Raw genomic sequence first — 20,932 nt, forward strand, 5'->3', positions numbered from 1 at the left:
CTCTCCTGCTTCCCCTCCAGACTGCTTCAGACCACGGCTGGGGCGGGCAGCCTGGCCGGGTCGCCGAGCAGGTGGACGAGGTCGCTGACGGCGGCGCGGCCGGCCCGGTTGGCGCCGATGGTGCTGGCGGACGGGCCGTAGCCGACCAGGTGGACGCGCGGGTCGGCGGTGGCGCGGGTGCCGGTGAGCGCGATGCCGCCGCCGGGGGAGCGCAGCCCGAGCGGGGCCAGGTGGCCGACCTCCGGGCGGAAGCCGGTGGCCCACACGATCGCGTCCACCGTCAGCTCCTCCTCCCCCCAGGCGACGCCGTGCTCGGTGAGCCGGTCGAACATCGGGCGGCGGTGCAGCGCGCCCAGTTCCTCGGCACGCCGGTAGGCGACCGACGGGCCGAGCCCGGTGACGCTCACCACGCTGCGCACCGGCAGGCCCTGCCGGACCCGTTCCTCGACCTTGGCGACCACCGCGCGCCCGTACTCGGGGGTGAACGGCCCCTCGTGGTACACGGGCGGGGTCCGGGTGACCCAGACCGTTTCGCCGACCGCCGCCACCTCGGACAGCACCTGGATCGCCGAAGCGCCCCCGCCCACCACCAGGACGCGCCGGCCGGCGAACTCCCCGGGGCCGCGGTAGTCGGCGTAGTGCAGTTGGCGACCGGCGAAGTGGCCCGGGTAGTGGGGCAGGAAGGGGCGGGTCCAGGTGCCGGTGGCGTTGATCAGCGCGCGGGTGGACCAGGTGCCGTGGTCGGTCTCGACCAGCAGCCGGGAGTCCGGGCGGTCCGACTCGGCGCGCACCGCGCGAACCGCGACGGGGCGTACGACCGGGAGCGCGTGCCGGGCCTCGTACGCCGCAAAGTACCCCGGCACGACCTCGCGCGCCGGGGCCTCGGGGTCGGGCGCGGGGAGTTCGGCGTCCGGAAGGTCGTGGAAACCGTGCACGGTGGCCATCCGCAGGGACGGTGAGCGGTGCGCCCAGGCGCCGCCCGGCGCGGGGTTGGCGTCGAGCACGACGAAGCCGCCGTCGGCGTCCGCCCGGTAGGGGGCGAAGCCGCGGCGGCTGAGGTGGTAGGCGGCGGACAGTCCGGCCTGTCCGGCGCCCACCACCAGGACGTCCACCACCTGGATGTCCACTACCTCGATGTCCACTACCAGGGCGTCCGCGTGCCGCTGCCCGCCATTGGTTGCACCGTAAACAGTCACGCCGGTGAAACATCGGGGGTGCGGCGGGTGTTCCCGCCGCGTCTGCGGGTGCTCGCGGTCCCGGGGTGCTTACGGTCCCGGGGTGCTTGCCCGTCCCGCCGCGTGGCGCCCCGCGCGGGCGCCGGGTCAGCTCGGGCGCCGGGTCAGGCGGCTGGGGAGATCACCGCGGCCGTGCCGTAGGCACAGACCTCGGTGCCGACGTCCGCCGCCTCCGTCACGTCGAAGCGCATCATCAGCACCGCGTTTCCGCCGCGCGCCTTGGTCTGCTCGATCAGCCGCTGCATCGCCTCGTTGCGGCTCTCGACCAGGGTCTTCGTCAGGCCCCGCAGCTCGCCGCCGATCAGCGACTTCAGTCCGGCGCCGATCTGGCTGCCGATGTGGCGGCTGCGCACGGTCAGCCCGAAGACCTCGCCGATCACATGATCGACCCGGAAGCCGGGGATGTCGTTGGTGGTTACGACCAGGACGTCGGCGTTCGGGCCCTGCCCGCCGCCGTACTCGTTGATGTCAGCCATGGGCCCATCCTGCCCTGTCGTACGTCCGAGTGATCGAGGCGGGGCCGGGCGATGGCCGAGAAGGGGTCCAGAAGCTGGTTCAGACCGGTGATCGGGCGGCCGAAAGGCCGTACCGTAGCCCCATGGGCGAGCGAAGCGATCATCCACAGGGGCCGGGCGCGGCGGAGGACTCCGGCGCGCAGGAGATCGAGGCGACGGTGGTGCTGGGCCTGCGGATCACCGACTGGCCGGCGCTGCGCGCCGCCGCGGTCAGGGCCGTCGAGGAGCTGGTGTTCGAGGGCATCGACCCGGCCGGCCAGCGCCGTGAGCTGCTGCGCGAGGTCTCCGAGGACGCCAACGCGGCGCTCGGCGCACTGCTGCACCCGGACCGGCTGGTGGCCGCGATCCCCGGGGTCGAGGCGATCGGCGGCACGCTGGAGATCAGCGTCACCGAGGACTTCGCGCCGGACTTCGCCGAGCTGTTCCCGCTGGAGGGCGATGAGGACGAGGACGGCGGCGCCGGCGCGGACTGGACCCTCACCCCGCGCACCGCCTGCCTCCTGCACGCCCAGCTGATCGGCCTGGCCGACGCCGCCTACGACGACTTCGACGAGCACGGTGACGACCCGGTCGTCGACGGCGAGGACGCCGACTGGTCGCTCTACGCCCGCCTGCCCCAGCGCACCTGGCGGCTGCACCGGAACTGGCGCCGCGCCATGGCCCGGGCCCTCGACGACCTGGCCGACGACCTCGCGCTCGGTGAATGGCCGCTGCCGCGCTGTCTGGCCGAGGACATCGGGCTGCGGATGGCCCTGGTGGACGCCCGGGCCCTGCTCGGCGCGCAGCCCGAGTCGGTGGCCGACATGATGGGCGACCTGCCGGCCGACCTGTACGACTACGACTGGGACGGCTGCCACGACGAACTGTTCGGCGTCTACGGACCGGACGACGGCGATCCGGAGCTGGGCGCCGAGCAGCGCACCGAAGTGCTGTTGGCGGCCACGCACCCGGAGGGCTGGTTCCTGACGTACGAGGACGCGGAGGCGCGGGACCCGCAGCGCGGCTACCGGCGCTGACCGGCCGCCGGGCTGGTCCGGTTTTCGGGCCGGGTTGGGGTGGTTCGAAAGGCTTTTCGGGCGCCGCGACGGGTGGGCGACTAGGCTGCGGGCATGTCCGATACGTCTGATGTGCGTGCGGGTCCGGCAGGCGGGGACGACCAGGTGTTCACCCGGATCGCGCTCGGACTGGACGGCGTCCAGGCCGCCCAGCACGGGCGGACGGCCGAGGCGCGGGCCAGCTTCGAGGCGCTCTGGGCGGCGCTCGGCGAGCGGGGCGACGTCTTCCACCGCTGCGTCCTCGCCCACTACCTGGCCGACCTGCAGGACGATCCGCAGGACGAGCTGGAGTGGGACCGGCGGGCGCTGGCCGCCGCCGACTCGCTGACCGCCGAGCGCGCCCAGACTTACGAGTCCGCCCTCCAGATGCGCGCGTTCTACCCCTCACTGCACCTCAACCTGGCCTCGGACCACCTCAAGCTCGGCGAGCCCGACCTCGCGCGCGAGCAGTTGGAGCGCACCGTGCGCAGCCTGGACGCGCTCCCCGAGGACGCCTACAGCGCGAGCATCCGGTCGGCCGTCGACGAACTGCGGCAGCGGCTGCGCTGAGCGGGGGTGTGCGGGGGTGTGCAGGGGCGGGGGTTGGCAGGGACAGGGGCGTACGGGCCCCCGGCACCGCGTGATCACCGGGGTGGCGGGGCTGGCATGCTGGACGGGTGACTTCTCCGTTCGACACCCCTGCTCCCGCTTCCGCTTCAGCTTCCGATTCCGCTCCGGCGCCCGTTTCCGCTGCCGACGGCTCCCCGGCCCCGGCGGACCGTGACGCGCGGCCGCAGTACGTGCTGCCGCTGCTCGTCCGGCTGGAGAAGGCCACGCCGCCCGGGCGGACCGACGCGCTGGAGACCTCGGCCCGGGCGGTGCTCACCCTGCTGTCCGACTCGCGGGTGACCGACGCGGACGGCGAGTGGGCGGAGCGGGTCGAGGCCTGGGAGGACGCCCGGATCCGCAAGGTGGTCCGGCGGGCCCGGGGCGGGGAGTGGCGCCGGGCGGGCGAACTGCCGGGGATCACGGTGAGCGGACGGGAGGCCGAGGTGCGGGTGTTCCCGCCGGTGCCGTTGGACGGCTGGCCGAAGGACCTCGCCAAGCTCCAGGTCTCCGGGACGGACCTGGAGGAGACCGCCGAGGTCGGCGCCCCTGAGCCCGGGTTGCCGGTGCTGTGGCTCAACCCGGAGCTGGAGATGAGCGCGGGCAAGACGATGGCGCAGACCGGCCACGCCGCCCAGCTGGCCTGGTGGCGGCTGGACGAGGCGCAGCGCAAGGAGTGGGCCGAGGCCGGATTCGCGCTCGCGGTGCGGACGGCCCCGGCGGAGACGTGGGAGGCGCTGGTCGCCAGCGGTCTGCCGCTGGTCCGGGACGCGGGCTTCACCGAGATCGCCCCCGGGCTAACTGTTGCACTCGAAGGCGGCACGCGCTACTGCCCCACCCCGCGCCTACGACGCCCGTGAGCGCACCACGCTGAACCCGACACGGCAGGGTAGCGGGTGAGGAGCTTCACCGTGCGCCGTGGTCCGGTTACGTGAGTGAGCGTCCTCACGCCGCAGGAGCTCCGCGTCGCCCCGCCTCGCGGGCCAGGGGCTCACCAACAAGGAGATCGCCGCGCAGCTTCTGATCAGCCCGCGCACCGTCGGACACCATCTGGCCGACGTCTTCCCCGAAATCGGCATCGCTTCGCGCACCGACCTCGCCCGGGTCGACTTCGAGGACGGCCTCAAGCTGACCGGCTGACCGGCACGGCGTCCTGGCCTGCGGTGGCCGGCTCCCGCATGGGGACGTACCGAGGCGGCGGATCGCGGACCGCGCGATCGCCGGGGCGTCCGTCTCCCCGCCGGCTCCGCAGGGTCCGGGAGTTAGGGTTACCTGGTTACAAGATCGAACATGGGGGTGGGGACATGCTGGTCATGGGGGGAAGGCTGCCGGGGAGGGCTGCGGAGCTCCAGGTGCTGGCCGAGGCCGTCGGGGCGGCAGGTGTGGGGCGCGGCAGGGTGATCGTGCTCTCGGGCGAGGCCGGCATCGGCAAGACGACGTTGCTGCGGTACGCCGGTGATCTCGGCCGCGCCGCTGGGATGTGCGTGCTCCGGGCCAACGCCAGTGTGCTGGAGCGTGAGTTCGCCTTCGGTGTTGCACGGCAGCTGCTTCCGGATCTCGACGGGGCCGTACTGAAGGCGAGGGTCGAGGATCCGTTCGAGGCGGTCCAGGCTCTTTTCTCGGGGATCAGGGAGATCGCCTCGGCCGGGCCGGCCCTGCTGGTGGTCGACGACCTGCAATGGGCCGACGCGGCCTCGCTGCGTTTCCTCAACTACGTCGCGACACGGATCGGCACGCTGCCGGTCACGGTGCTGGCCGGGCGCCGCCTGGACGACACGGAGGGCGAGCCGCTGGTCGCCGAACTGACCGCGCGTGCGGACCAGGTGTGGGTGGCGCCCCTGGATGTGGGCGACGTCGCGGAACTGGCCGGACGGGCGTTCGGCCAGGAGGTGGACGACGGTTTCGCTCGGGCCTGCCACGCGGCGGGCGGCGGCAACCCGTTCCTGGTCACCCAGGCGCTGGCCGTGCTCCAGGAACGCGGTGTACGCCCGACGGGGGACGCGATCCCGGACGTGACGAGCGCGACCTCGCAGGCCGTCGTCGACTGCACCGCGTCCCGCCTGCGGACCGTGGACGGCGCCCTGGAACTGGCGCAGGCGCTGACGGTGACCGGGGACCACGGCAGTCTCGAACTGGCCGTCGAGGTGGCCGGGCTGACGACGGACCGGGCGGCGTCGGCGCTGGACGCGCTGCTGCGCGGCCGCATGGTGAAGTACGAGCAGGACGAGATCGTCTTCGTACACTCCATCATCGCCTCGGCGGTGGCCGCCACGCTCAATCCGCTGCGCACCCGTGCCTTGCACGTCACAGCGGCCGAGTTCTGCCACCGGCACTTCCTCAGCACCGAGCGGATCGCCGCCCACCTGCTCCAGGCCGGGCCGCCCCGCGAGGACTGGCAGGTCGACGTGCTGACCGAGGCGGCGGAGGGCAGCCACCGGGTGGGGGCGTTCGAGTCGGCCGCCACGCTGCTGAGGCACGCGCTGAGCGCGCCCCGCCTGCCGGACGGCCGGCGACTGCGCCTGCGGGCCGGGCTCGGCGCCGCCCTGATCGTCGACGACACGGCCGCGGCGCGGGAGACGCTGGCCGAACTGCTGCCGCTGACCAGCGGTGACCTGTACGCCCAGGTGGCCTCCGACCTGCTCCTCGCTACCTTGAACACACAAGGATTCAGCGCGGGAACGACGGTGGTGGGCGCCGTCATCGACACGGTGGCCGGGCACGATCTGGCCGCGGTTCTTCCACTGATCGCCCGCTCGATGGGCGCCGGCTGGCTGTCCGACAGCCCGGTGCGCGCGGTCCTGGACCAGGTGGAGACCGTGGCCGACGCCCATCCGCACGGCCTGGCGATCGTGTGTGCGGCCCGCGCCCAGCTCGCCGGGGAGATCGCCTCGGACGCCGAGGCCGGCGCCGTTCAGGCGGCCAGGGCACTGGACCTCTTCTGGGGCGCGGGGGAACCCGAAGCGGCCGACATGCACATCCAGTACGGAGCGATCCAGGGGCTGCTGACAGCCGAACGCTTCGACGACGTTCTGGCCTGGACGGCCAGGGCGGAGGAGCTGGCGGCTCGCCGGGGCTGGCCGGTCGTGTTGCGGGGCACGGCCTGGGTCCGGTTCATGTGCGCCTTGCTGGCCGGCCACACCGACGACGCGTTGGCCGCGGCCCGGGTCGTCGAGGGGCCCCCTGCCACTCCCGGGAGCGGGAGACCTATCTTCCATGTGGGCGGGTTCGTCGCGGGCGCGCTGCTCGCGGCGGGCCGCCTCGACGAGGCGGAGGAGGCGCTGGGGGCGCTGGCCTCCGGTGAACTCCGCTCGACGGACCAGTTCGTGGTGGCGGGTACGCGTGCGGGTCTGCGACTGGCCCAGAACCGGTGGGAGGAGGCGCTCGCGGACGCCCTCATGTGCGGGCGGCTGCTGCCTGCGCCGGTGGACAACCCGCTGGTCCTCCCCTGGCGGTCCCTCGGAGCGCTCGCCGCACACGGGCTGGGCGACGTGGAGCAGGCCCGCCGACTGGCCGACGACGAGTTGCGGCCGGCCCGCCGGTGGGGCACCCCGCACACGCTGGGCGTCGCGCTGTCCGCGGCCGGGATCGTCCACGGGGACACGGCCCTGCTGCGCGAGGCCGTCGACCTCACCCGGGGCACCCCCGCCCGGTCGGCACTGGTGCGGGCCCTGCTGGCGCTCGACGAGCCGGACGGACTGGCCGAGGCACTGCGGATCGCGGAACAGTACGGGATGGGTCTGTTCGTGCCCGCCCTCCGCGAGGCGCTGCGCGCCCACGGAAGGCGCCCCGGCACCAGGCCGGCGACCGCCCTGACCCGCGGCGAACAGGCCGTCGCCGACCTGGCGGCCCGAGGACTGACGAACGCGGCGATCAGCGGCCGGCTGCATCTGGCGCCGCGCACGGTCGAGCAGCACCTGACGCGCACCTACCGCAAGCTGGGAATCGCCGGGCGCACGGAGCTGGCGTCCGCGCTGCGGACCGCCCAGCGCCGCTGAACACGAAGCCTCCACTGGTCCGTTCCGGAACCCCGGACCGGCCCTACGGCGTCGCGCTCCCGGCGACCTGCGGCGAGAGCCCTTCAGCGACACGCAGCCCGTCGCTGAAGGGCGCGGGACGCCCGGTTCCCGGATCGAGGTTGACGATGGCCCGGTGGCCTTCGGCGTGCACCGCCGACCGGTCGGGCGACAGGATCCGGTAGCCGTGCACGCAACTGGTCCTTCCCATGCGCTCGATCCAGAAGTGCACGACCGGCGCACAGACTCCCGTGATCGGCCGATGGAAGGTCGTCCTGACCTCGCGGACGGCCACGAGGACGTCGGGGAAGGCCGAGACCGCCGCGTCGGGAGCCCAGCCAAGCCGCAGCCAGTGTGCGTGGATCGCCCGTTCGACGAGTGCCGCGTAGCGGGAGTTGTGCAGCACCCCCATGGGGTCCAGGTCGTCGAAGTGCACCGAGAGCTGCTCGTAGTGTCCGGGGTCCTTCATTCGGTTCTCCAGGCAGGGACGGTGGATGGCCATCGACAGGTTAGGCGGGGACGGAGCGGCCCGGCACCGTGCGCCGCCCGTCGCCGCCGAATACGCGGTCCGCCGCGCAAAGTACGCGGTATCCCCGGCCCGGTTGACGGTTACCGCAGGTCAGCACGGGGTTCTAGCGTCTTCCCATGTCCAAGATCATCACAGCCGCCATTCCGGCGCACGGCCACACCGGACCGCTGCTCGCCATCACCGCCGACCTGGTCGCGCGCGGCCACGAGGTGGTGTTCCTCGGCGGCGCACGGTACGGCAAGGCCGCCGAGGCGGCGGGCGCGCGGTTCGTCGCGCTGCCCGCCGAGTCCGACTTCGACGACCGCGACCTGGGCGCCGCCTTCCCCGGGCGGGACGGGACCACGCCGGGTCCGGAACGCGTCGCGTTCGACATGAAGAACGTCTTCCTGGACCCGATGCCCGGTCAGTACCGCACCCTGAACAGGCTGCTGTCGGAATTCCCCGCCGTCGCGGTCATCGCCGACTCCGGCTTCGTGGGGGCCCAGGCCCTGGCCATGGCGCTGCCGGCGGACCGGCGGCCGACGGTCGTCAGCATCGGGACCGGCGTCCCGCTGCTGCAGAGCGTGGACACCGCCCCGTTCGGCCTCGGACTGCCGCCGGTTCCGGGCGAGGAGGGACGCGCCCGGAACGCGGCGCTCAACGCCGAGGTGGCCACGCTCATGGAGCCGCTCACGCGCTATGCGGCGGAACTCTTCGCCACGGTGGACGCACCCCTCCCGGACGGCCCCTTCGGCCACGTCCTCGCCACCGTCGCCGACCACTTCCTCCTGCTGACAGTGCCCGGGCTCGAGTACCCGCGCACCGACGCCCCGCCGACCCTGCGTCTCATCGGGGCGCTCCCGGCGCCCGCGGGCGACGAAACCGAACTGCCCGGCTGGTGGGACGACCTGACGCAGGACCGGCCGGTGGTCGTCGTCACCCAGGGCACCGTGGCCAACGACGACCTGGACGAACTGATCGCCCCCACCGTACGGGCCCTGGCCGGCCAGGACGTCCTGGTGATCGCGGCCACCGCCCGCCCGGACGGCCCCCGGATCCTGACCGGCCTGCTCGGCGAACTGCCCGAGAACACCCGCGCAAGCGGCTACGTGCCCTTCGAGCTGCTGCTGCCGCACGCCGACGTCCTGGTCACCAACGGCGGCTACGGCGGGGTGCACACCGCGCTCCGCCACGCCGTCCCCCTGGTCGTGGCAGGCGCATCCGAGGACAAGCCCGAGGTGGCCGCGCGAGTGCAGTGGAGCGGAGCCGGCATCGATCTGCGCACCGGACGCCCGACGGAGACCGCGATCACCGAGGCGGTCACCGCGGTCCTGGGCGACCCCCGCTTCGGGGAGAAGGCCCGTGCCCTGCACGACGAACTCAGCCTGCACCGCCCGCTCGACGTGATCGCCCACCTGGTCGACGGGCTCAACTGAGAGGCACCGCGCACACCGGCGGGGAAGGCCCTCACCGAGCCCGCCGCCGACCGGCCCGCCGTCCTCAGCATCGGCATCTGCCCGTTCGGCGTGCCGAGCCTCGACACCGATTTTTGCAAGGAAAGGAAACCTGTTGAAGACCTATACAGGCGCAGGCAGGGCTGCGGTGGTTGCCGCGGCGGCTGTCGTGGCCATGTTCGCCGTGGTTCCGGACGCCTCGGCCGGCACCGGCTGGGGGAAGCCGATCGAGGCGGTCGCGTCGCCGGGCAAGTGCCTGGACGTGCGGAACGGGAGTCTGGACAACGGCACATCCGTGGAGATCTGGGACTGCACCGGCGGCTGGAACCAGAAGTGGGACGTCGACTTCCCGGACGGCCGGATCAAGGTGTCGGGGACGTCGAAGTGCCTCGACCTGCCCGCAGGCAACAGCTACAACGGCGCAAAGCTTGAGATCTGGGACTGCAACGGGGGATCCAACCAGCAGTGGAACGTGTCGCTGCGCCAGTTCGGCAGGGACAACACGGACTACTGGATGTCGAACCGGAGCGACCAGGGCGAGCGGCGATGCGCCGACAAGACCGACGGCGGGTCATGGAACGGGAACCCCGTCCAGGTGTGGGACTGCGACAACAACAACCTGAACCAGGGCTGGAGGATCCGGTGAAGCCCGCTGTGCTCATGTCCAAGGCCGGGGCCGTCGCCGCCTGCGCCGCGATCGCCACCCTCGGGCTGGGCACCGTGGCCTCCGCCGCTCCGCCGCCCGGCGAATTCCCGGTGGAGGTGCGGCTGTCCGGTACCACCAAGTGCCTCGACATCCCCGGCAACAACCCCTACAACGGCGCCCCGGTCACGCTCTACGACTGCAACGGCACCTCCGCCCAGACCTGGATGCTCTCCTCACTCGACTCGAACTCCACCTCGTTCGCACTCAAGAACTGGGGCAAGTGCCTCGACATCCCCTGGGCCAACAGCTACAACGGCGCGCAGCTGCAGATCGTGGACTGCGGCTACAGCACGGCCCAGCAGTTCTCCAGCCACGCCCTGGGCTCGGCCGACAGCATCCGCAACTCCATCGACGATGCCACCAGGTGTGTCGACGACCCGCGCGGCGGCCTGGACAACGGCAACCGGATCGAGCTCTGGGACTGCAACGGCGGCTGGAACCAGAAGTGGGAGATCCGCCGCCGCTGACGGTCCTCCGTCGTTTCCCTCCCGGCCCCGGCGCGTCTCCTCGCCGCGCCGGGGCCGTGGCATGCAAGAAGCAAGAAGCAAGAAGCAAGAAGCAAGAAAGGAACACTGGTGAAACGTCACCAGCCCGTAATCCGGCACGGGTGGCACCGACTCGCCACCGTGCTCACCGCGGTCATCGCCATGGCGGGTGTCCTCACCGCCGTCAGCCCGAACCAAGCCTGGGCGAGCGGTGACGACCCGGCCTACAAGTCGCTGAAGAAGGCGAACAATCCGGACTGGATGAAGGACCTCGGCGACGACACCCCGCTCGGCTGGCTGTCCGTGCCCGGCACACACGAGTCGATGTCGATCCGCGGTGGTGACAGCACCTACACGCAGGAGGACTTCGGCGCCAGCGCCAAGACGCTGGCCGCCCAGCTCCAGGCCGGCATCAGGGCGATCGACATCCGGGTGCGGGTGATCGGCGGCGGGTTCACGATCCACCACGGTGTCGTGTACCAGGAGGCGAACTTCGCCGACGCCCTCAAGGTGCTGGGCGACTTCCTGTCGTCCCATCCGAGCGAGACGGTCCTGATGCACTTGCGGGCCGAGTGCGACAACAGCAGCAGTGCCATCACCGACTGCAACGACAAGCCGAAGAGCACGAGTAGCGAGGACCGCGTCAACGTCTTCCGCAAGTACCTGGCCGATGACCCGAACGGAAAGTACTTCTGGGGTCCGTCGGTCAGCGGGAACGGGCAAGCCGATGTGCCGAACCTGGGCGAGGTGCGCGGCAAGGTCGTGCTGGAGCGGTTCCGGAGCGTGGGCGACTTCAGCGGCAAGTACGGTCTCACGGGCGGCAGCTACTTCATCCAGGACGACTACACGGTGCCGTCAGTCCTCGACGGCGACATCATCGAGAAGGTCGAGAAGGTCCGAGGCCAGCTCGATGCCGCCGACAAGGATACCGACCCGAAGCACATCTACCTGAACTACACGAGCGGTTCCAGCGCCTTGGCGTATCCCAAGGCCGTGGCGGACCGGGTGAACGCGAAGGTCCTTTCCCCGCTGGGCGCGACGAGGAACCGAACAGGCGAAGTGCTGATGGACTACCCCGGATACGGGATGATCAACACGATCATCGCCGCGAACCGGCCGTGGAAGGACCCCGCGCAGAAGACCGTCTTCGAGGACGACTTCAACGGCCCCGCCGGAGCCGGGCCCGACTCGAAGAACTGGGGGTACGAAACCGGCGGGAACGGGTGGGGCAACAAGGAGCGCCAGTACTACACGGACAGTACCGACAACGCCCGCCTCGACGGTGACGGCAATCTCGTGATCGAGGCCCGCAAGGACAACACCGGCGGTCTGAACTGTCACTACGGCCCCTGCGAGGTGACCTCCGCCCGTCTCGTGGGTGCGGGGAAGGTCAGCGCGAAGTACGGCCGCATCGAGGCGAAGATCAAGGTCCCGGGGGCGAAGGGCGCCTGGCCGGCGTTCTGGATGCTGGGCGACACCATGCCCCAGGCGGGCTGGCCCGGCGCCGGCGAGATCGACATCATGGAGAACATCGGCAACCAGCCCAACCGCCTCATGGGCACCGTGCACGGCCCCGGCTACAGCGCCTCCGGCGGCATCGGCGGCGAGCTGATGAACGACCAGCCCCTCGGCGACGCCTTCCACACCTACCGGGTGGACTGGGGACCGGACCGCCTCACCTGGTTCTTCGACGGCAAGGCCTACCTCAGCGTCGGGCGGGAGGACCTGCGCGGCTACCCGTGGGTGTTCGACCACCCCTTCTACCCGATCCTCAACCTCGCCGTCGGCGGCGACCTCGGCGGCAGCGTCGACCTGGGCGACTTCCCCGCGCAGATGGCCGTGGACTACGTGAAGATCACCGACCTCGGCGGAGCCAACCCGCAGCGCTCGAACCCGCCGACCACCGGCAAGGGCTGGCGGACCTGGCGGCCGGAGGCCCCGGCCGTGGCGATCCGCAGCACCGCCGACAACACCGTCCTGGACGTGCAGTACGGATCGCACGACAAGGGCGCCAAGGTCGTCACCTGGGACTACACCGACGCCGACAACCAGCGCTGGCAGATGCTGCGCCACGCCTGGGACAACGACTTCATGTACCGCAACATCGGCTCCCAACTCGTCCTGGACAAGGACGGCGGCGGAACCGGGGTCCTGCAATGGGAGTTCACCGACGCCAACAACCAGGACTGGGTCTTCGCCGACGCCCCCGGCGGGGCGAAGGGCGAGGTGCAGATCAAGAACGGCGCGAACAGCGGTTGCCTGACCAACAAGGGGCGCGGCAGCCAGGTCACCACCGAAGCGTGCCGCGGCGGGGACCGCAGCCAGGTCTGGATGCTCGACGACGTCCACCGCGGCGGCGACCTGGGCAAGCCGGTGTGGCAGGACTGGAACATGGAAAGCAAGAGCCTGAACATAGAGAACGCGGCCACCGGCGAGGTCCTCGACGTCCCTGGAGGTTCCACGGAGGCCGGCGCCCAGGTCGTGACCTGGGGGGCCAACGGCGGAGGCAACCAGACCTGGAAGATGTACCGGCGCACCACGGAGAACCGGTTCATGTTCACCAACCTCAACTCCTTCCTGGTGCTGGATAAGAACCGCTCCGGCAATCAGGTCGCCCAGTACGACTTCGGCGGGAACGCGAACCAGGAGTGGATCTTCGAGGACGCCGACACCGGCACCGTCTCCATCCACAACGGCATGGGCAACGGGTGCCTGACCAACGCCGGTCACGGGAGCCAGGTACAGGTCCAGCCGTGCACGAGTGGTGACCGCAACCAGATGTGGCGGCTGAGGGAAGTCCCCTGACCATCAGGCGCTCGTGAGGTCCTTGATCTTTTGTGTGACCAGCTCGGCCTGTAGATCGCGACCGGTGCGGTTCGGGTGCAGGACCCAGGCGCATGGAGATCGCGCCGGGTAGCTGCACGGTGATCGCGGACCACCCGGCATTGCGGGGGCGGGGGACTGCTGAGGTCTGAGGTCTGACGTCCGGGAGCCGACAGCTGGCGTCTGGCGTCTGGCGTTTGACGGCAGACGGATAACAGCGAACAGCTGACAGATTTCGAAATCTGCCAGCTGTTCGCTTGGGGCGGCGCGTTCGCGCGGCATGGCTTTCTACCGCGGCATCCAGCGAGCTCGGCCCTGGCTTGGCTCACCCGCCACTGGGTCGTGACCGGGTATGGCGGCGTCCCGACGGTTTGACGACGGAGAGCACGACGTTGGCGACGTACACCGACAGCGCGACGATCGGGATGATCACCAGGTTGTAGCGGGTGAATCCGAGGTGCATGTCCGCGATGGTGCCGGTGGGGTGCTGGTCCACCAGGTGGGCCGCTTCGTGCAGCCGGGCGGTGAGTTCGAAGATCGAGGCGGCGGTGGCGGCCAGGGTGAGCCAGAACTTGACGGCAACCCAGCGGTACCTGAACAGGCGCCAGGGGGTTCCGAGTGCGAGGAGCAGGCCGGTCAGCAGGGAGAGCAGGCTCAGCGGGAGGACCAGCGCGTCGCCGAGGAGCGGCATCGTCCGGTAGGCGCTGCGCAGGGTCTCCGCGCTGTCCGTCAGCAGCCCTGTCGCGCCGAGTGTGAGCAGGCAGAGCATCAGGCCCAGCCAGCTGATCGAGCTGATGATGTGCACGACCACCGCGCTCTTGCGGGCAGTCGGTGAGAGGCGGAAGTTCTTGGGCTGCCGGGTGCCCTGATGGGGCGTTGCCACGGAGGACGCGGCGGGGGTGGTCATACGGGGTCCTTCGGGAGGCGACGGGGGAGGGGGCCTGCGTCAGGCTCTCGTGGCGAGCGCCGTGGTCGCCGGCCTGCGGCTGCGGCCGGCCACCGGCGTCAGAGCATGATGCGCCCGCCGGCCACGTCGATCGTCTGGCCGGTCAGCCAGGACGACGACTCGGACGCGAGGAAGAGCGCGGCGTGAGCGACATCGGCGGGCACTCCTGCGCGGCCCAGCGGGAACTGCCTGACGATCAGCGGGAGCTTTTCGGCGGGTATGCGCCCCTGCTGGCTCTCCGTCATGATGAGGGACGGAGCGAGGCAGTTGACCCGCACGCCGTGCCGGCCCACCTCCTGTGCGACCTGGCGGGTGAACATCAGCACGCCTGCCTTGGCCGCCGCGTAGGAGGCGGCGGCACCGCCGGGAAGCCGCCCGGCGGTGGACGCCATGGTGATGATCGAACCGCCGCCGCGCTCGATCATGCCGGGCAGGAAGGTCTGTACGGCCAGGAAGGTGGTGGTCAGGTTCAGGTCGACCACCGAGTGCCAGTGCTCCAGGCTCATCTGCTCGATCGGCACCGGGTCGCCGCCTCCGCCGACGAACGCGCAGAGCACTTCGATCGGACCGACGGACTGCTCTGCCTGTGCACGCAGCCGTACGAGGTCGGCGGGATCGGTGCAGTCGGCCGTCATCGCGACCGCCGTTCCGCCTGCCGCGCGGATCTCGCCGACCGTCCGGTCGACGGCACTCCGGTCGCGGCCGACGACGGCTGCCTTGACACCGTTGGCGGACAGGGCTTTTGCCGTCTCGGCTCCGATGCCCCGGGAACCTCCGGTGACGAGGGCGGCCTTACCCGCGAGATCGGGATAGGTGGGCAGTGGCGTGGTCATCAGTGTGGCTCCGTGGATTCTCGGTTGACGGTGAGTCGGCCGACGGGCGGCGTGGTCTCGTCAGGCATGGGAGGGGACGGTGGCGTCATCGGCTTCGGCCGGGCGTCGTGCCGGGTCGAGGGCCCTAGCGGCCGGCGCGTCGCCCCGGACTGATCCGCCGATGCGGGCACCTGCCGCCCGTGCCGACCCCAGGAATCCTCGTCGCCGCGCCCGCACGCCGTCGTCGCCCGAGCGGCGACCGTCGGGATACTCCTGCTGACGTAGCATCGCGTCCCGGCAGTACGACGCTGGGCGGAGGCCGAAGTGCCGGGCTCAGAGCAGTTGCTGACACAGAACAAGGGCAGTGCTCTCCCGGCGGCCGAGCCCTTGGCGCGACCCACGGCTGAAGCACCAGGCCCGTGTGAGGGCGGCCGGTGGTCCGGTACCTGCGCGGGCGTACGGCCGAAGCCTTCCTCCGGAGGACGCCCCGGCGCGGCCGGTGCGGTGAACTGAACCGCGCCGGACGTGGGCCTTCCAACCGGCGCCGTCCCTTGCCTGGAGGCTGTCGACCTTGTCGTCCTTCACCTCGCCCCGTCGGTCGTCCGCGGGAGCGCTCAGCGGCATCCTGTACGTGCTCCTCTTCGTGGCCGGCCTCGTCATCAGCGGCATCACCGCGCCCTCCGGGCCGTTCGCCACCCCGTACTCCAGCGACGACGTGGTGCGCAAGTACCTGCTCGCCGATCCGGCGGCGCTGCACCGCTCGCTTCAGGTGGGAGCCCTGTTCCAACTGCTCTCGGCGCTGGCGCTGCTGGCGTTCGTCCCCTGGCTCACAGAGTTCGTGGGCCGCCACGGCACCCCGGTGCGGGCGGGTGTGGTCCGGGCGGCGGGCGGTGCGTCCGGGGTCCTGCTGGTGCTGTCCGCGAGCGTGGGTTGGGTCCTGTCGCTGTTGGGCACCGCCGCGGACCTGTCGGTGTCCCGTGCCCTCATGGACCTCGCCTTCATCACCGGCGCTGCGCCCGCGATCGGCACGCTCGGCGTGGTCCTGTGGCAGGTGTCGCGCACCGCGCTGGTGAGCCGGGCGCTGCCCGCCTGGGTGGCCTGGTCCGGACTGGCCCTGTCCGCCGCGAGCATGTTGTCCCTGCTCTCGCTGGTCGCCGAGCCGGCCACGCTGCTGATCCCGGTCGGACGTTACGTCGGCTTCCTCTGGTTCGTCGCGGTGAGCCTGACGCTGTGGCGTCGGGACGGCGGCACCCCCTCCACGGGCCGGTCGGGTACTACGGTGGGAGTAGCTGCACCCGCACCCGCGAGCTGATGCCCGGGTGCGGCGCGTCGAACTAGCCTTCCGGCATGAACGAGTTACGCCCGCTGTGGAAGCCGCCGTGGAACCGATCCGGTCGGGCGGGCCTGCCCGTGCTCTCGTCTCTGGCCGTCGCCTGCTTCCAAGTGGCGGGCACGGTCGGTGCAGGACAGCGGCAGCCCGACCGCGTCCAGCTCGACGCCCTCGGCTACGTGCTGCTCCTGCTCGGCCCCGCCGCGCTGCTGCTGCGCCGCCGCCACCCGGCGGCGGTCATGGCCGGCACCACAGCGGTCACCATCGGCTACCTGTTCGCCGGGTACCCGTACGGCCCGGTCTTCGTCAGCCTTGGTGTGGCGTTCTTCGTCGCGGTCCAGTGCGGGCAGCGGCGGGCGGCCTGGGCCTGCGGCGGCGCCTTCTACGTCGGTCAGCTGCTGATGAGCTACGCGATTCCGTACGACTGGCTGCGGGCCAGGAGCTGGCAGGCCAACGCCTGGCAGGAGTTGGGCGTCGCGGCGGTGCTGCTGCTCATCGCGACCGGTGCGGAACTGGCCCGGGTCCGCCGCGAGCAGTTCGCCGCCGCCGGAGCCGCCGCGGAGGAGGCACAGCGGCGCCGCGTCGACGAGGAGCGGCTGCGGATGGCCCGCGAGCTGCACGACATCCTGGCGCACAGCATCTCGTTGATCCACGTCCAGGCCGGGGTGGCGCTCGAACTCATCGACACCCGCCCGGAACAGGCCAGAAGCGCCCTGGCGACGATCAAGGCCGCCAGCAAGGAGGCCCTGGGTGAGGTCCGGCAGGTCCTCGGCACGCTGCGCGGACCGGGGGCCACCGCGCCGCGCACTCCCGCCCCCGGCCTGGACCGGCTGGACGAACTGGTCGACCAGGCCGGCCGGGCAGGCCTGACCGTCAGCGTCCGTTCCGAGGGCATCCCCGGGGAGGCGCCGACCGCCGTCCAGCGGGCCGCCTTCCGGATCGTCCAGGAAGCCCTGACCAATGTGATCCGCCACTCCGCGGCCCGGACGGCCACCGTGCTGCTCTCCCGGACGGCCGACGGCCTCACCGTGCAGATCGACGACCCGGGCCCGGTGGGCGGCGGCGACGCGGGCGGATCGGGAGCCGGACTGATCGGGATGCGGGAGCGGGTCGCCACCTTCGGGGGCACCCTGGAGGCGGGCCCGTGCGACGCGGGCTTCCGAGTCCGGGCCCGCTTGACGAGAGGTGACTGGTGATCAGGGTGCTGCTGGTGGATGACCAGATGCTGGTCCGGGCCGGGTTCCGGGCGTTGCTCGACGCCCAGCCCGACGTCGAGGTGGTCGGCGAGGCCGGCGACGGCGAGCAGGCCCTGTGCCTCGCCGTCGAGCTGCGTCCCGACGTGGTGCTGATGGACATCCGGATGCCCCGCCTCGACGGTCTGGAGGCCACCCGGCGGATCGGGGCCGACCCGGAGCTCGGCGGGGTGCGGGTGGTCGTACTGACCACCTTCGAGCTCGACGAGTACGTCTTCGAGGCGTTGCGGTCCGGCGCGGCAGGGTTCCTCGTGAAGGACGCCGAGCCGGCCGAACTGCTCCGGGCGGTCCGGGTCGCTGCCGCAGGCGACGCGTTGCTCTCGCCGGGCGTCACCCGGCGCCTGATCGGAGAGTTCGCCGCCCGCTCGAAGGAGCCGCGGGCGGTCGGCCTTGAGATGCTCACCGAACGTGAACGCGAGGTGCTTGCCCTGGTCGGGCTCGGGCTCTCCAACGAGGACATCGCCCGCCGCCTGGTGGTCAGCCCGCTGACCGCCAAGACGCATGTCAGCCGCGCCATGGTCAAGCTCGGCGCCCGCGACCGCGCCCAACTGGTCGTCCTCGCCTACGAATCCGGCCTGGTCCGCCCCGGCTGGCTCGGGTGACGGATGACAGATGACAGCGAACAGATAACAGATTTCGAAATCTGTTATCTGTTCGCTGTTACTTGTTTGCTGTCATCTGTTTGTTGTCATCGGTTACCGGCCCGCCGCCCGCTGTCGGGCGCTACTCGCCGGAAGCCTGGTGTCGTCGGATCGCCCGCAGCCCGCCGTAGGCGGCAGCAGCCGTCCAGAGGGCCATGATCAGCAGTCCGGTCCAGTGGCCGTAGTGGATGCCGCCCTCGGTCCGGGTGTGCATCGCGTACAGGCCGGCCCGGTCGGGCAGGAACTGGCCGGCCTCGCGGACGCCGGGGATGGCCGCCAGCCAGGTGGTGCCGAGGAACACCATCGGGCCGAGCAGGCCGAGCGCGGCGCTGAAGTTGCCCAGCATCGTGGTCAGTCCGAGGCAGAGCAGTACCAGCAGCGGGTGGTAGAGCACGCCGGCCACGAAGCTGCGGGCCAGGCCGGGGGTCGACCAGTCCAGTCCGACGGTGGCGTCGACGGCCAGGAACGAGCCCGCCGTCGACGCCAGCCCGAGCAGCAGGCCCAGCCCGGCGCCGAGCGTGAGCTTGGCGCCGTACAGCCGCTCGCGCCGGGGGACGGCGATGAACGAGGTGCTGATCATGCGGGTGTTGAACTCCTGCCCGATCAGCAGGATCCCGAGGCAGGCCACGGCCACGTGCCCGAAGAGCAGCCCGTAGTAGATCCCGTTGGCCGGGTCCGTGCCGGGGGCCACGGTCTTGGGGTCGGAGGCGGCGCTGACGGCCGCGGTGACCCCGACGGTCAGGAGCAGGGCGACCAGCGGGGCGGCCCACTGGGAGGGCAGGGTGGTGAACTTGATCCGTTCGGCGCGCAGGGCGTGGGCCGCGCTCATTGTCATCTTCCCTTCGTTCGCGGTCACTTGGCGCGCCGCAGGGCGAGCAGGCCGCCGTAGGCCGCGGCGCCGGCCCACAGGGCCATGATCAGCAGTCCGGTCCAGTGCCCGTACGAGACCTGCGGGTCGTCGGCGTAGTGCAGTGCGTACTGGCCGGCCCGGTCGGGCAGGAACTGGGCCACCTGCCGCACCCCGGCCACGCCGCCGAGCAGCGGCGAGAGCAGGAAGACGACCGGTACCAGCAGTCCCATGGCGGCGGTGAGGTTGCCGAGCAGCGCGGTCGCCCCGAGGCAGAACACCACCAGCAGCACCGGGTAGAGCGCGCCGGCGGTGGCGCTGCGGACGAAGGCGGGGCCGTCCCAGTCGCCGGGGACGGTGGCCGCGTACCCGGCGAAGGCGCCCGCCGTGCCTGCCGCGCCGACGCCGAGGCCGACCAGCGCGCCGAGCGTGAGCTTGGCGCCGTACAGCCGTCCGCGCCGGGGGACGGCGGTCAGCGAGACGTCGATCATGCGGGTGTTGAACTCCTGGCCGATCAGCAGGACCGCGAAGCAGACCAGCGCGGCCTGGCCGAAGTTGAGCCCGTAGAAGACGCCCACGCCGGGGTCGTCGGTGAGGGTGTGCTCCGATCCGCCGAGGGCCGCACCGATCGCCGTGGTGGTGCCCGCGGTGAGCGCGAAGGCGAGCAGCGGGGTGATCCAGAGCGAGTGGAGCGTGGTGAGCTTGATCCGTTCGGCGTTGAAGGCGCACAGGTGGTACCGGAGGGTCGAGCCGGGGTTCATGCGGTGGCCTCGGCGCGGTACTCGACGCTGTCGGCGGTCATCCGCATGAACGCCTCCTCCAGCGAGTCCTGTTGGACCGCGATCTCGTACAGGACCACGCCGTGTGCGGCGGCGAGCGCGGCGATCTGCTCGGGTTCGGCGCCGGTCACCTCCCAGGCGCCGTCGTCGGCCTCGGTCACGGTGAGGTTGCCGGCGGCGTCCGACTGCTGGAGCGGGTCGCCGCCGAACAGGGCGGCGAGTTTGGCCGAGTTGACGGCCCGGACGCGGATCCTGGTCCGGCCGTGCTGGTCGATGAACTCGGCGGTGGCGGCGTCCGCGAGTAGCCGGCCACGGCCGATGACCACCAAGTGGTCGGCGGTGAGCGCCATTTCGGTCATCAGGTGGGACGACACCAGCACCGACCTGCCCTCGGCGGCCAGTTCGCGCAACAGGGTGCGGATCCAGCGGATGCCCTCCGGGTCGAGACCGTTGACCGGTTCGTCCAGCAGTAGCACCGGCGGGTCGCCGAGCAGCGCGGCGGCCACCCCGAGGCGCTGGCGCATGCCGAGGGAGAAGCCGCGGATCCGCCGTCCGGCGGCGTCGGTCAGGCCGACCTGGGCGAGCACCTCGTCCACCCGGCGCGGCGCCAGGCCGTTGCTCGCCGCGAGCCAGCGCAGGTGGCCGGCGGCGGTGCGGCCGCCGTGCAGGGCATGGGCGTCCAGCAGGGCGCCCACCTGCCGCAGCGGCTGGGCGAGTTCGGCGTACCGGTGGCCGCCGACCAGGGCGCTTCCGGCGGTGGGGCGGTCCAGGCCGAGGATCAGGCGCATGGTGGTGCTCTTGCCGGCGCCGTTCGGGCCGAGGAAGCCCGTCACCAGGCCGGGCCGGACCTCGAAGGACAGGTCGTCGACGACGCGCCGACCGTCGTACTCCTTGGTGAGGCCCTGGATCTCGATCACGGCCGCGCTCCCCTCTCGGTGCTCCGGT

20 protein-coding genes are annotated in these 20,932 nt (G+C 71.7%); 12 read left to right on the forward strand and 8 right to left on the reverse strand.

Annotated features, from left to right (window positions below):
- Positions 1-26 precede the first annotated feature (26 nt).
- Together ACFWPT_RS00950 and ACFWPT_RS00955 are read right to left on the reverse strand one after the other, a co-directional pair.
- Positions 27-1,142 (reverse strand): NAD(P)-binding domain-containing protein, encoded by a 1,116-nt coding sequence (locus tag ACFWPT_RS00950; RefSeq protein ID WP_380478481.1) that lies wholly within the window; start codon positions 1,140-1,142, stop codon positions 27-29.
- 197 nt (positions 1,143-1,339) lie between these two features.
- The gene (locus ACFWPT_RS00955; RefSeq protein WP_063349920.1) at positions 1,340-1,711 is read right to left on the reverse strand and encodes a YbjQ family protein; all 372 of its coding nucleotides are present in this window, start codon (positions 1,709-1,711) and stop codon (positions 1,340-1,342) included.
- A gap of 122 nt (positions 1,712-1,833) precedes the next feature.
- On the opposite strand from ACFWPT_RS00955, the gene ACFWPT_RS00960 reads away from it, so the two are divergent.
- The 5 genes from ACFWPT_RS00960 (at position 1,834) to ACFWPT_RS00980 (ending at position 7,385) form a co-directional block, all read left to right on the forward strand.
- Positions 1,834-2,766 (forward strand): hypothetical protein, encoded by a 933-nt coding sequence (locus ACFWPT_RS00960; protein ID WP_380373098.1) that lies wholly within the window; start codon positions 1,834-1,836, stop codon positions 2,764-2,766.
- Positions 2,767-2,859: 93 nt separating this feature from the next.
- Positions 2,860-3,354, forward strand: coding sequence for a hypothetical protein (locus ACFWPT_RS00965; protein WP_380478483.1), 495 nt, complete (start codon positions 2,860-2,862; stop codon positions 3,352-3,354).
- A 107-nt stretch (positions 3,355-3,461) separates the two neighbouring features.
- Positions 3,462-4,250, forward strand: coding sequence for a peptidyl-tRNA hydrolase (locus ACFWPT_RS00970; protein ID WP_380478485.1), 789 nt, complete (start codon positions 3,462-3,464; stop codon positions 4,248-4,250).
- Between the two features lie 163 nt (positions 4,251-4,413).
- Positions 4,414-4,530, forward strand: a complete 117-nt coding sequence (locus ACFWPT_RS00975; protein ID WP_380373184.1) for a hypothetical protein — start codon at positions 4,414-4,416, stop codon at positions 4,528-4,530.
- A gap of 173 nt (positions 4,531-4,703) precedes the next feature.
- The gene (locus tag ACFWPT_RS00980; RefSeq protein WP_380478487.1) at positions 4,704-7,385 is read left to right on the forward strand and encodes an ATP-binding protein; all 2,682 of its coding nucleotides are present in this window, start codon (positions 4,704-4,706) and stop codon (positions 7,383-7,385) included.
- A 43-nt stretch (positions 7,386-7,428) separates the two neighbouring features.
- On the opposite strand, the gene ACFWPT_RS00985 is transcribed toward ACFWPT_RS00980, so the two are convergent.
- Positions 7,429-7,872: an acyl-CoA thioesterase gene (locus ACFWPT_RS00985; protein ID WP_380424559.1), complete on the reverse strand. Its 444-nt coding sequence runs from the start codon at positions 7,870-7,872 to the stop codon at positions 7,429-7,431.
- A 176-nt stretch (positions 7,873-8,048) separates the two neighbouring features.
- Between ACFWPT_RS00985 and ACFWPT_RS00990 the strand changes: the two genes are divergently transcribed.
- From ACFWPT_RS00990 to ACFWPT_RS01005, 4 genes are all read left to right on the forward strand, one after another.
- Positions 8,049-9,347: a glycosyltransferase gene (locus tag ACFWPT_RS00990; protein WP_380373111.1), complete on the forward strand. Its 1,299-nt coding sequence runs from the start codon at positions 8,049-8,051 to the stop codon at positions 9,345-9,347.
- Between the two features lie 133 nt (positions 9,348-9,480).
- Positions 9,481-10,011, forward strand: a complete 531-nt coding sequence (locus tag ACFWPT_RS00995) for an RICIN domain-containing protein (RefSeq protein WP_380373113.1) — start codon at positions 9,481-9,483, stop codon at positions 10,009-10,011.
- Positions 10,008-10,538: an RICIN domain-containing protein gene (locus ACFWPT_RS01000; protein WP_380373115.1), complete on the forward strand. Its 531-nt coding sequence runs from the start codon at positions 10,008-10,010 to the stop codon at positions 10,536-10,538. Before ACFWPT_RS00995 ends, ACFWPT_RS01000 begins: the two co-directional genes overlap by 4 nt.
- Before the next feature lie 108 nt (positions 10,539-10,646).
- Positions 10,647-13,361, forward strand: coding sequence for a phosphatidylinositol-specific phospholipase C domain-containing protein (locus ACFWPT_RS01005; RefSeq protein ID WP_380373118.1), 2,715 nt, complete (start codon positions 10,647-10,649; stop codon positions 13,359-13,361).
- Positions 13,362-13,704: 343 nt separating this feature from the next.
- On the opposite strand, the gene ACFWPT_RS01010 is transcribed toward ACFWPT_RS01005, so the two are convergent.
- Positions 13,705-14,286: a DUF2269 domain-containing protein gene (locus tag ACFWPT_RS01010; protein ID WP_380478489.1), complete on the reverse strand. Its 582-nt coding sequence runs from the start codon at positions 14,284-14,286 to the stop codon at positions 13,705-13,707.
- A gap of 98 nt (positions 14,287-14,384) precedes the next feature.
- A complete protein-coding gene (locus ACFWPT_RS01015) occupies positions 14,385-15,158 on the reverse strand; it encodes an SDR family NAD(P)-dependent oxidoreductase (RefSeq protein WP_380373124.1) in 774 nt (257 codons plus the stop codon).
- Positions 15,159-15,708: 550 nt separating this feature from the next.
- Here ACFWPT_RS01015 and ACFWPT_RS01020 point away from each other — a divergent pair.
- Genes ACFWPT_RS01020 through ACFWPT_RS01030 form a run of 3 tightly spaced genes read left to right on the forward strand, consistent with a single transcriptional unit; the run spans position 15,709 to position 18,322 of the window.
- On the forward strand, positions 15,709-16,449 hold the full coding sequence (locus ACFWPT_RS01020) for a hypothetical protein (RefSeq protein ID WP_380373126.1): 741 nt from the start codon (positions 15,709-15,711) through the stop codon (positions 16,447-16,449).
- A gap of 35 nt (positions 16,450-16,484) precedes the next feature.
- The gene (locus ACFWPT_RS01025) at positions 16,485-17,663 is read left to right on the forward strand and encodes a sensor histidine kinase (RefSeq protein WP_380478491.1); all 1,179 of its coding nucleotides are present in this window, start codon (positions 16,485-16,487) and stop codon (positions 17,661-17,663) included.
- Positions 17,660-18,322, forward strand: coding sequence for a response regulator transcription factor (locus ACFWPT_RS01030; RefSeq protein ID WP_363366990.1), 663 nt, complete (start codon positions 17,660-17,662; stop codon positions 18,320-18,322). Before ACFWPT_RS01025 ends, ACFWPT_RS01030 begins: the two co-directional genes overlap by 4 nt.
- Before the next feature lie 121 nt (positions 18,323-18,443).
- Here the strand turns inward: ACFWPT_RS01030 and ACFWPT_RS01035 are convergent, their stop codons facing one another.
- Genes ACFWPT_RS01035 through ACFWPT_RS01045 form a run of 3 tightly spaced genes read right to left on the reverse strand, consistent with a single transcriptional unit; the run spans position 18,444 to position 20,904 of the window.
- Positions 18,444-19,190: a hypothetical protein gene (locus ACFWPT_RS01035; protein ID WP_380478493.1), complete on the reverse strand. Its 747-nt coding sequence runs from the start codon at positions 19,188-19,190 to the stop codon at positions 18,444-18,446.
- A gap of 23 nt (positions 19,191-19,213) precedes the next feature.
- On the reverse strand, positions 19,214-19,969 hold the full coding sequence (locus ACFWPT_RS01040) for an ABC transporter permease (RefSeq protein ID WP_380478495.1): 756 nt from the start codon (positions 19,967-19,969) through the stop codon (positions 19,214-19,216).
- Positions 19,966-20,904: an ABC transporter ATP-binding protein gene (locus ACFWPT_RS01045; protein WP_380373136.1), complete on the reverse strand. Its 939-nt coding sequence runs from the start codon at positions 20,902-20,904 to the stop codon at positions 19,966-19,968. The genes ACFWPT_RS01040 and ACFWPT_RS01045 overlap by 4 nt, the downstream gene beginning before the upstream one ends.
- Between the last annotated feature and the right edge of the window lie 28 nt (positions 20,905-20,932).

It is taken from the genome of Kitasatospora sp. NPDC058478, assembly GCF_042720345.1.
Taxonomy (GTDB): Bacteria; Actinomycetota; Actinomycetes; order Streptomycetales; family Streptomycetaceae; genus Kitasatospora.

What these genes read in the sequence shown, in the direction of transcription:
- ACFWPT_RS00990 (WP_380373111.1), top strand. Translation starts at nt 8,049, where the DNA reads ATGTCCAAGATCATCACAGCCGCCATTCCGGCGCACGGCCACACCGGA.
- ACFWPT_RS00965 (WP_380478483.1), top strand. Translation starts at nt 2,860, where the DNA reads ATGTCCGATACGTCTGATGTGCGTGCGGGTCCGGCAGGCGGGGACGAC.
- ACFWPT_RS00985 (WP_380424559.1), bottom strand. Translation starts at nt 7,872, where the DNA reads ATGAAGGACCCCGGACACTACGAGCAGCTCTCGGTGCACTTCGACGAC.
- ACFWPT_RS01035 (WP_380478493.1), bottom strand. Translation starts at nt 19,190, where the DNA reads ATGAGCGCGGCCCACGCCCTGCGCGCCGAACGGATCAAGTTCACCACC.
- ACFWPT_RS01010 (WP_380478489.1), bottom strand. Translation starts at nt 14,286, where the DNA reads ATGACCACCCCCGCCGCGTCCTCCGTGGCAACGCCCCATCAGGGCACC.
- ACFWPT_RS01040 (WP_380478495.1), bottom strand. Translation starts at nt 19,969, where the DNA reads ATGAACCCCGGCTCGACCCTCCGGTACCACCTGTGCGCCTTCAACGCC.
- ACFWPT_RS01015 (WP_380373124.1), bottom strand. Translation starts at nt 15,158, where the DNA reads ATGACCACGCCACTGCCCACCTATCCCGATCTCGCGGGTAAGGCCGCC.
- ACFWPT_RS00955 (WP_063349920.1), bottom strand. Translation starts at nt 1,711, where the DNA reads ATGGCTGACATCAACGAGTACGGCGGCGGGCAGGGCCCGAACGCCGAC.
- ACFWPT_RS00960 (WP_380373098.1), top strand. Translation starts at nt 1,834, where the DNA reads ATGGGCGAGCGAAGCGATCATCCACAGGGGCCGGGCGCGGCGGAGGAC.
- ACFWPT_RS00980 (WP_380478487.1), top strand. Translation starts at nt 4,704, where the DNA reads ATGGGGGGAAGGCTGCCGGGGAGGGCTGCGGAGCTCCAGGTGCTGGCC.
- ACFWPT_RS01025 (WP_380478491.1), top strand. Translation starts at nt 16,485, where the DNA reads ATGAACGAGTTACGCCCGCTGTGGAAGCCGCCGTGGAACCGATCCGGT.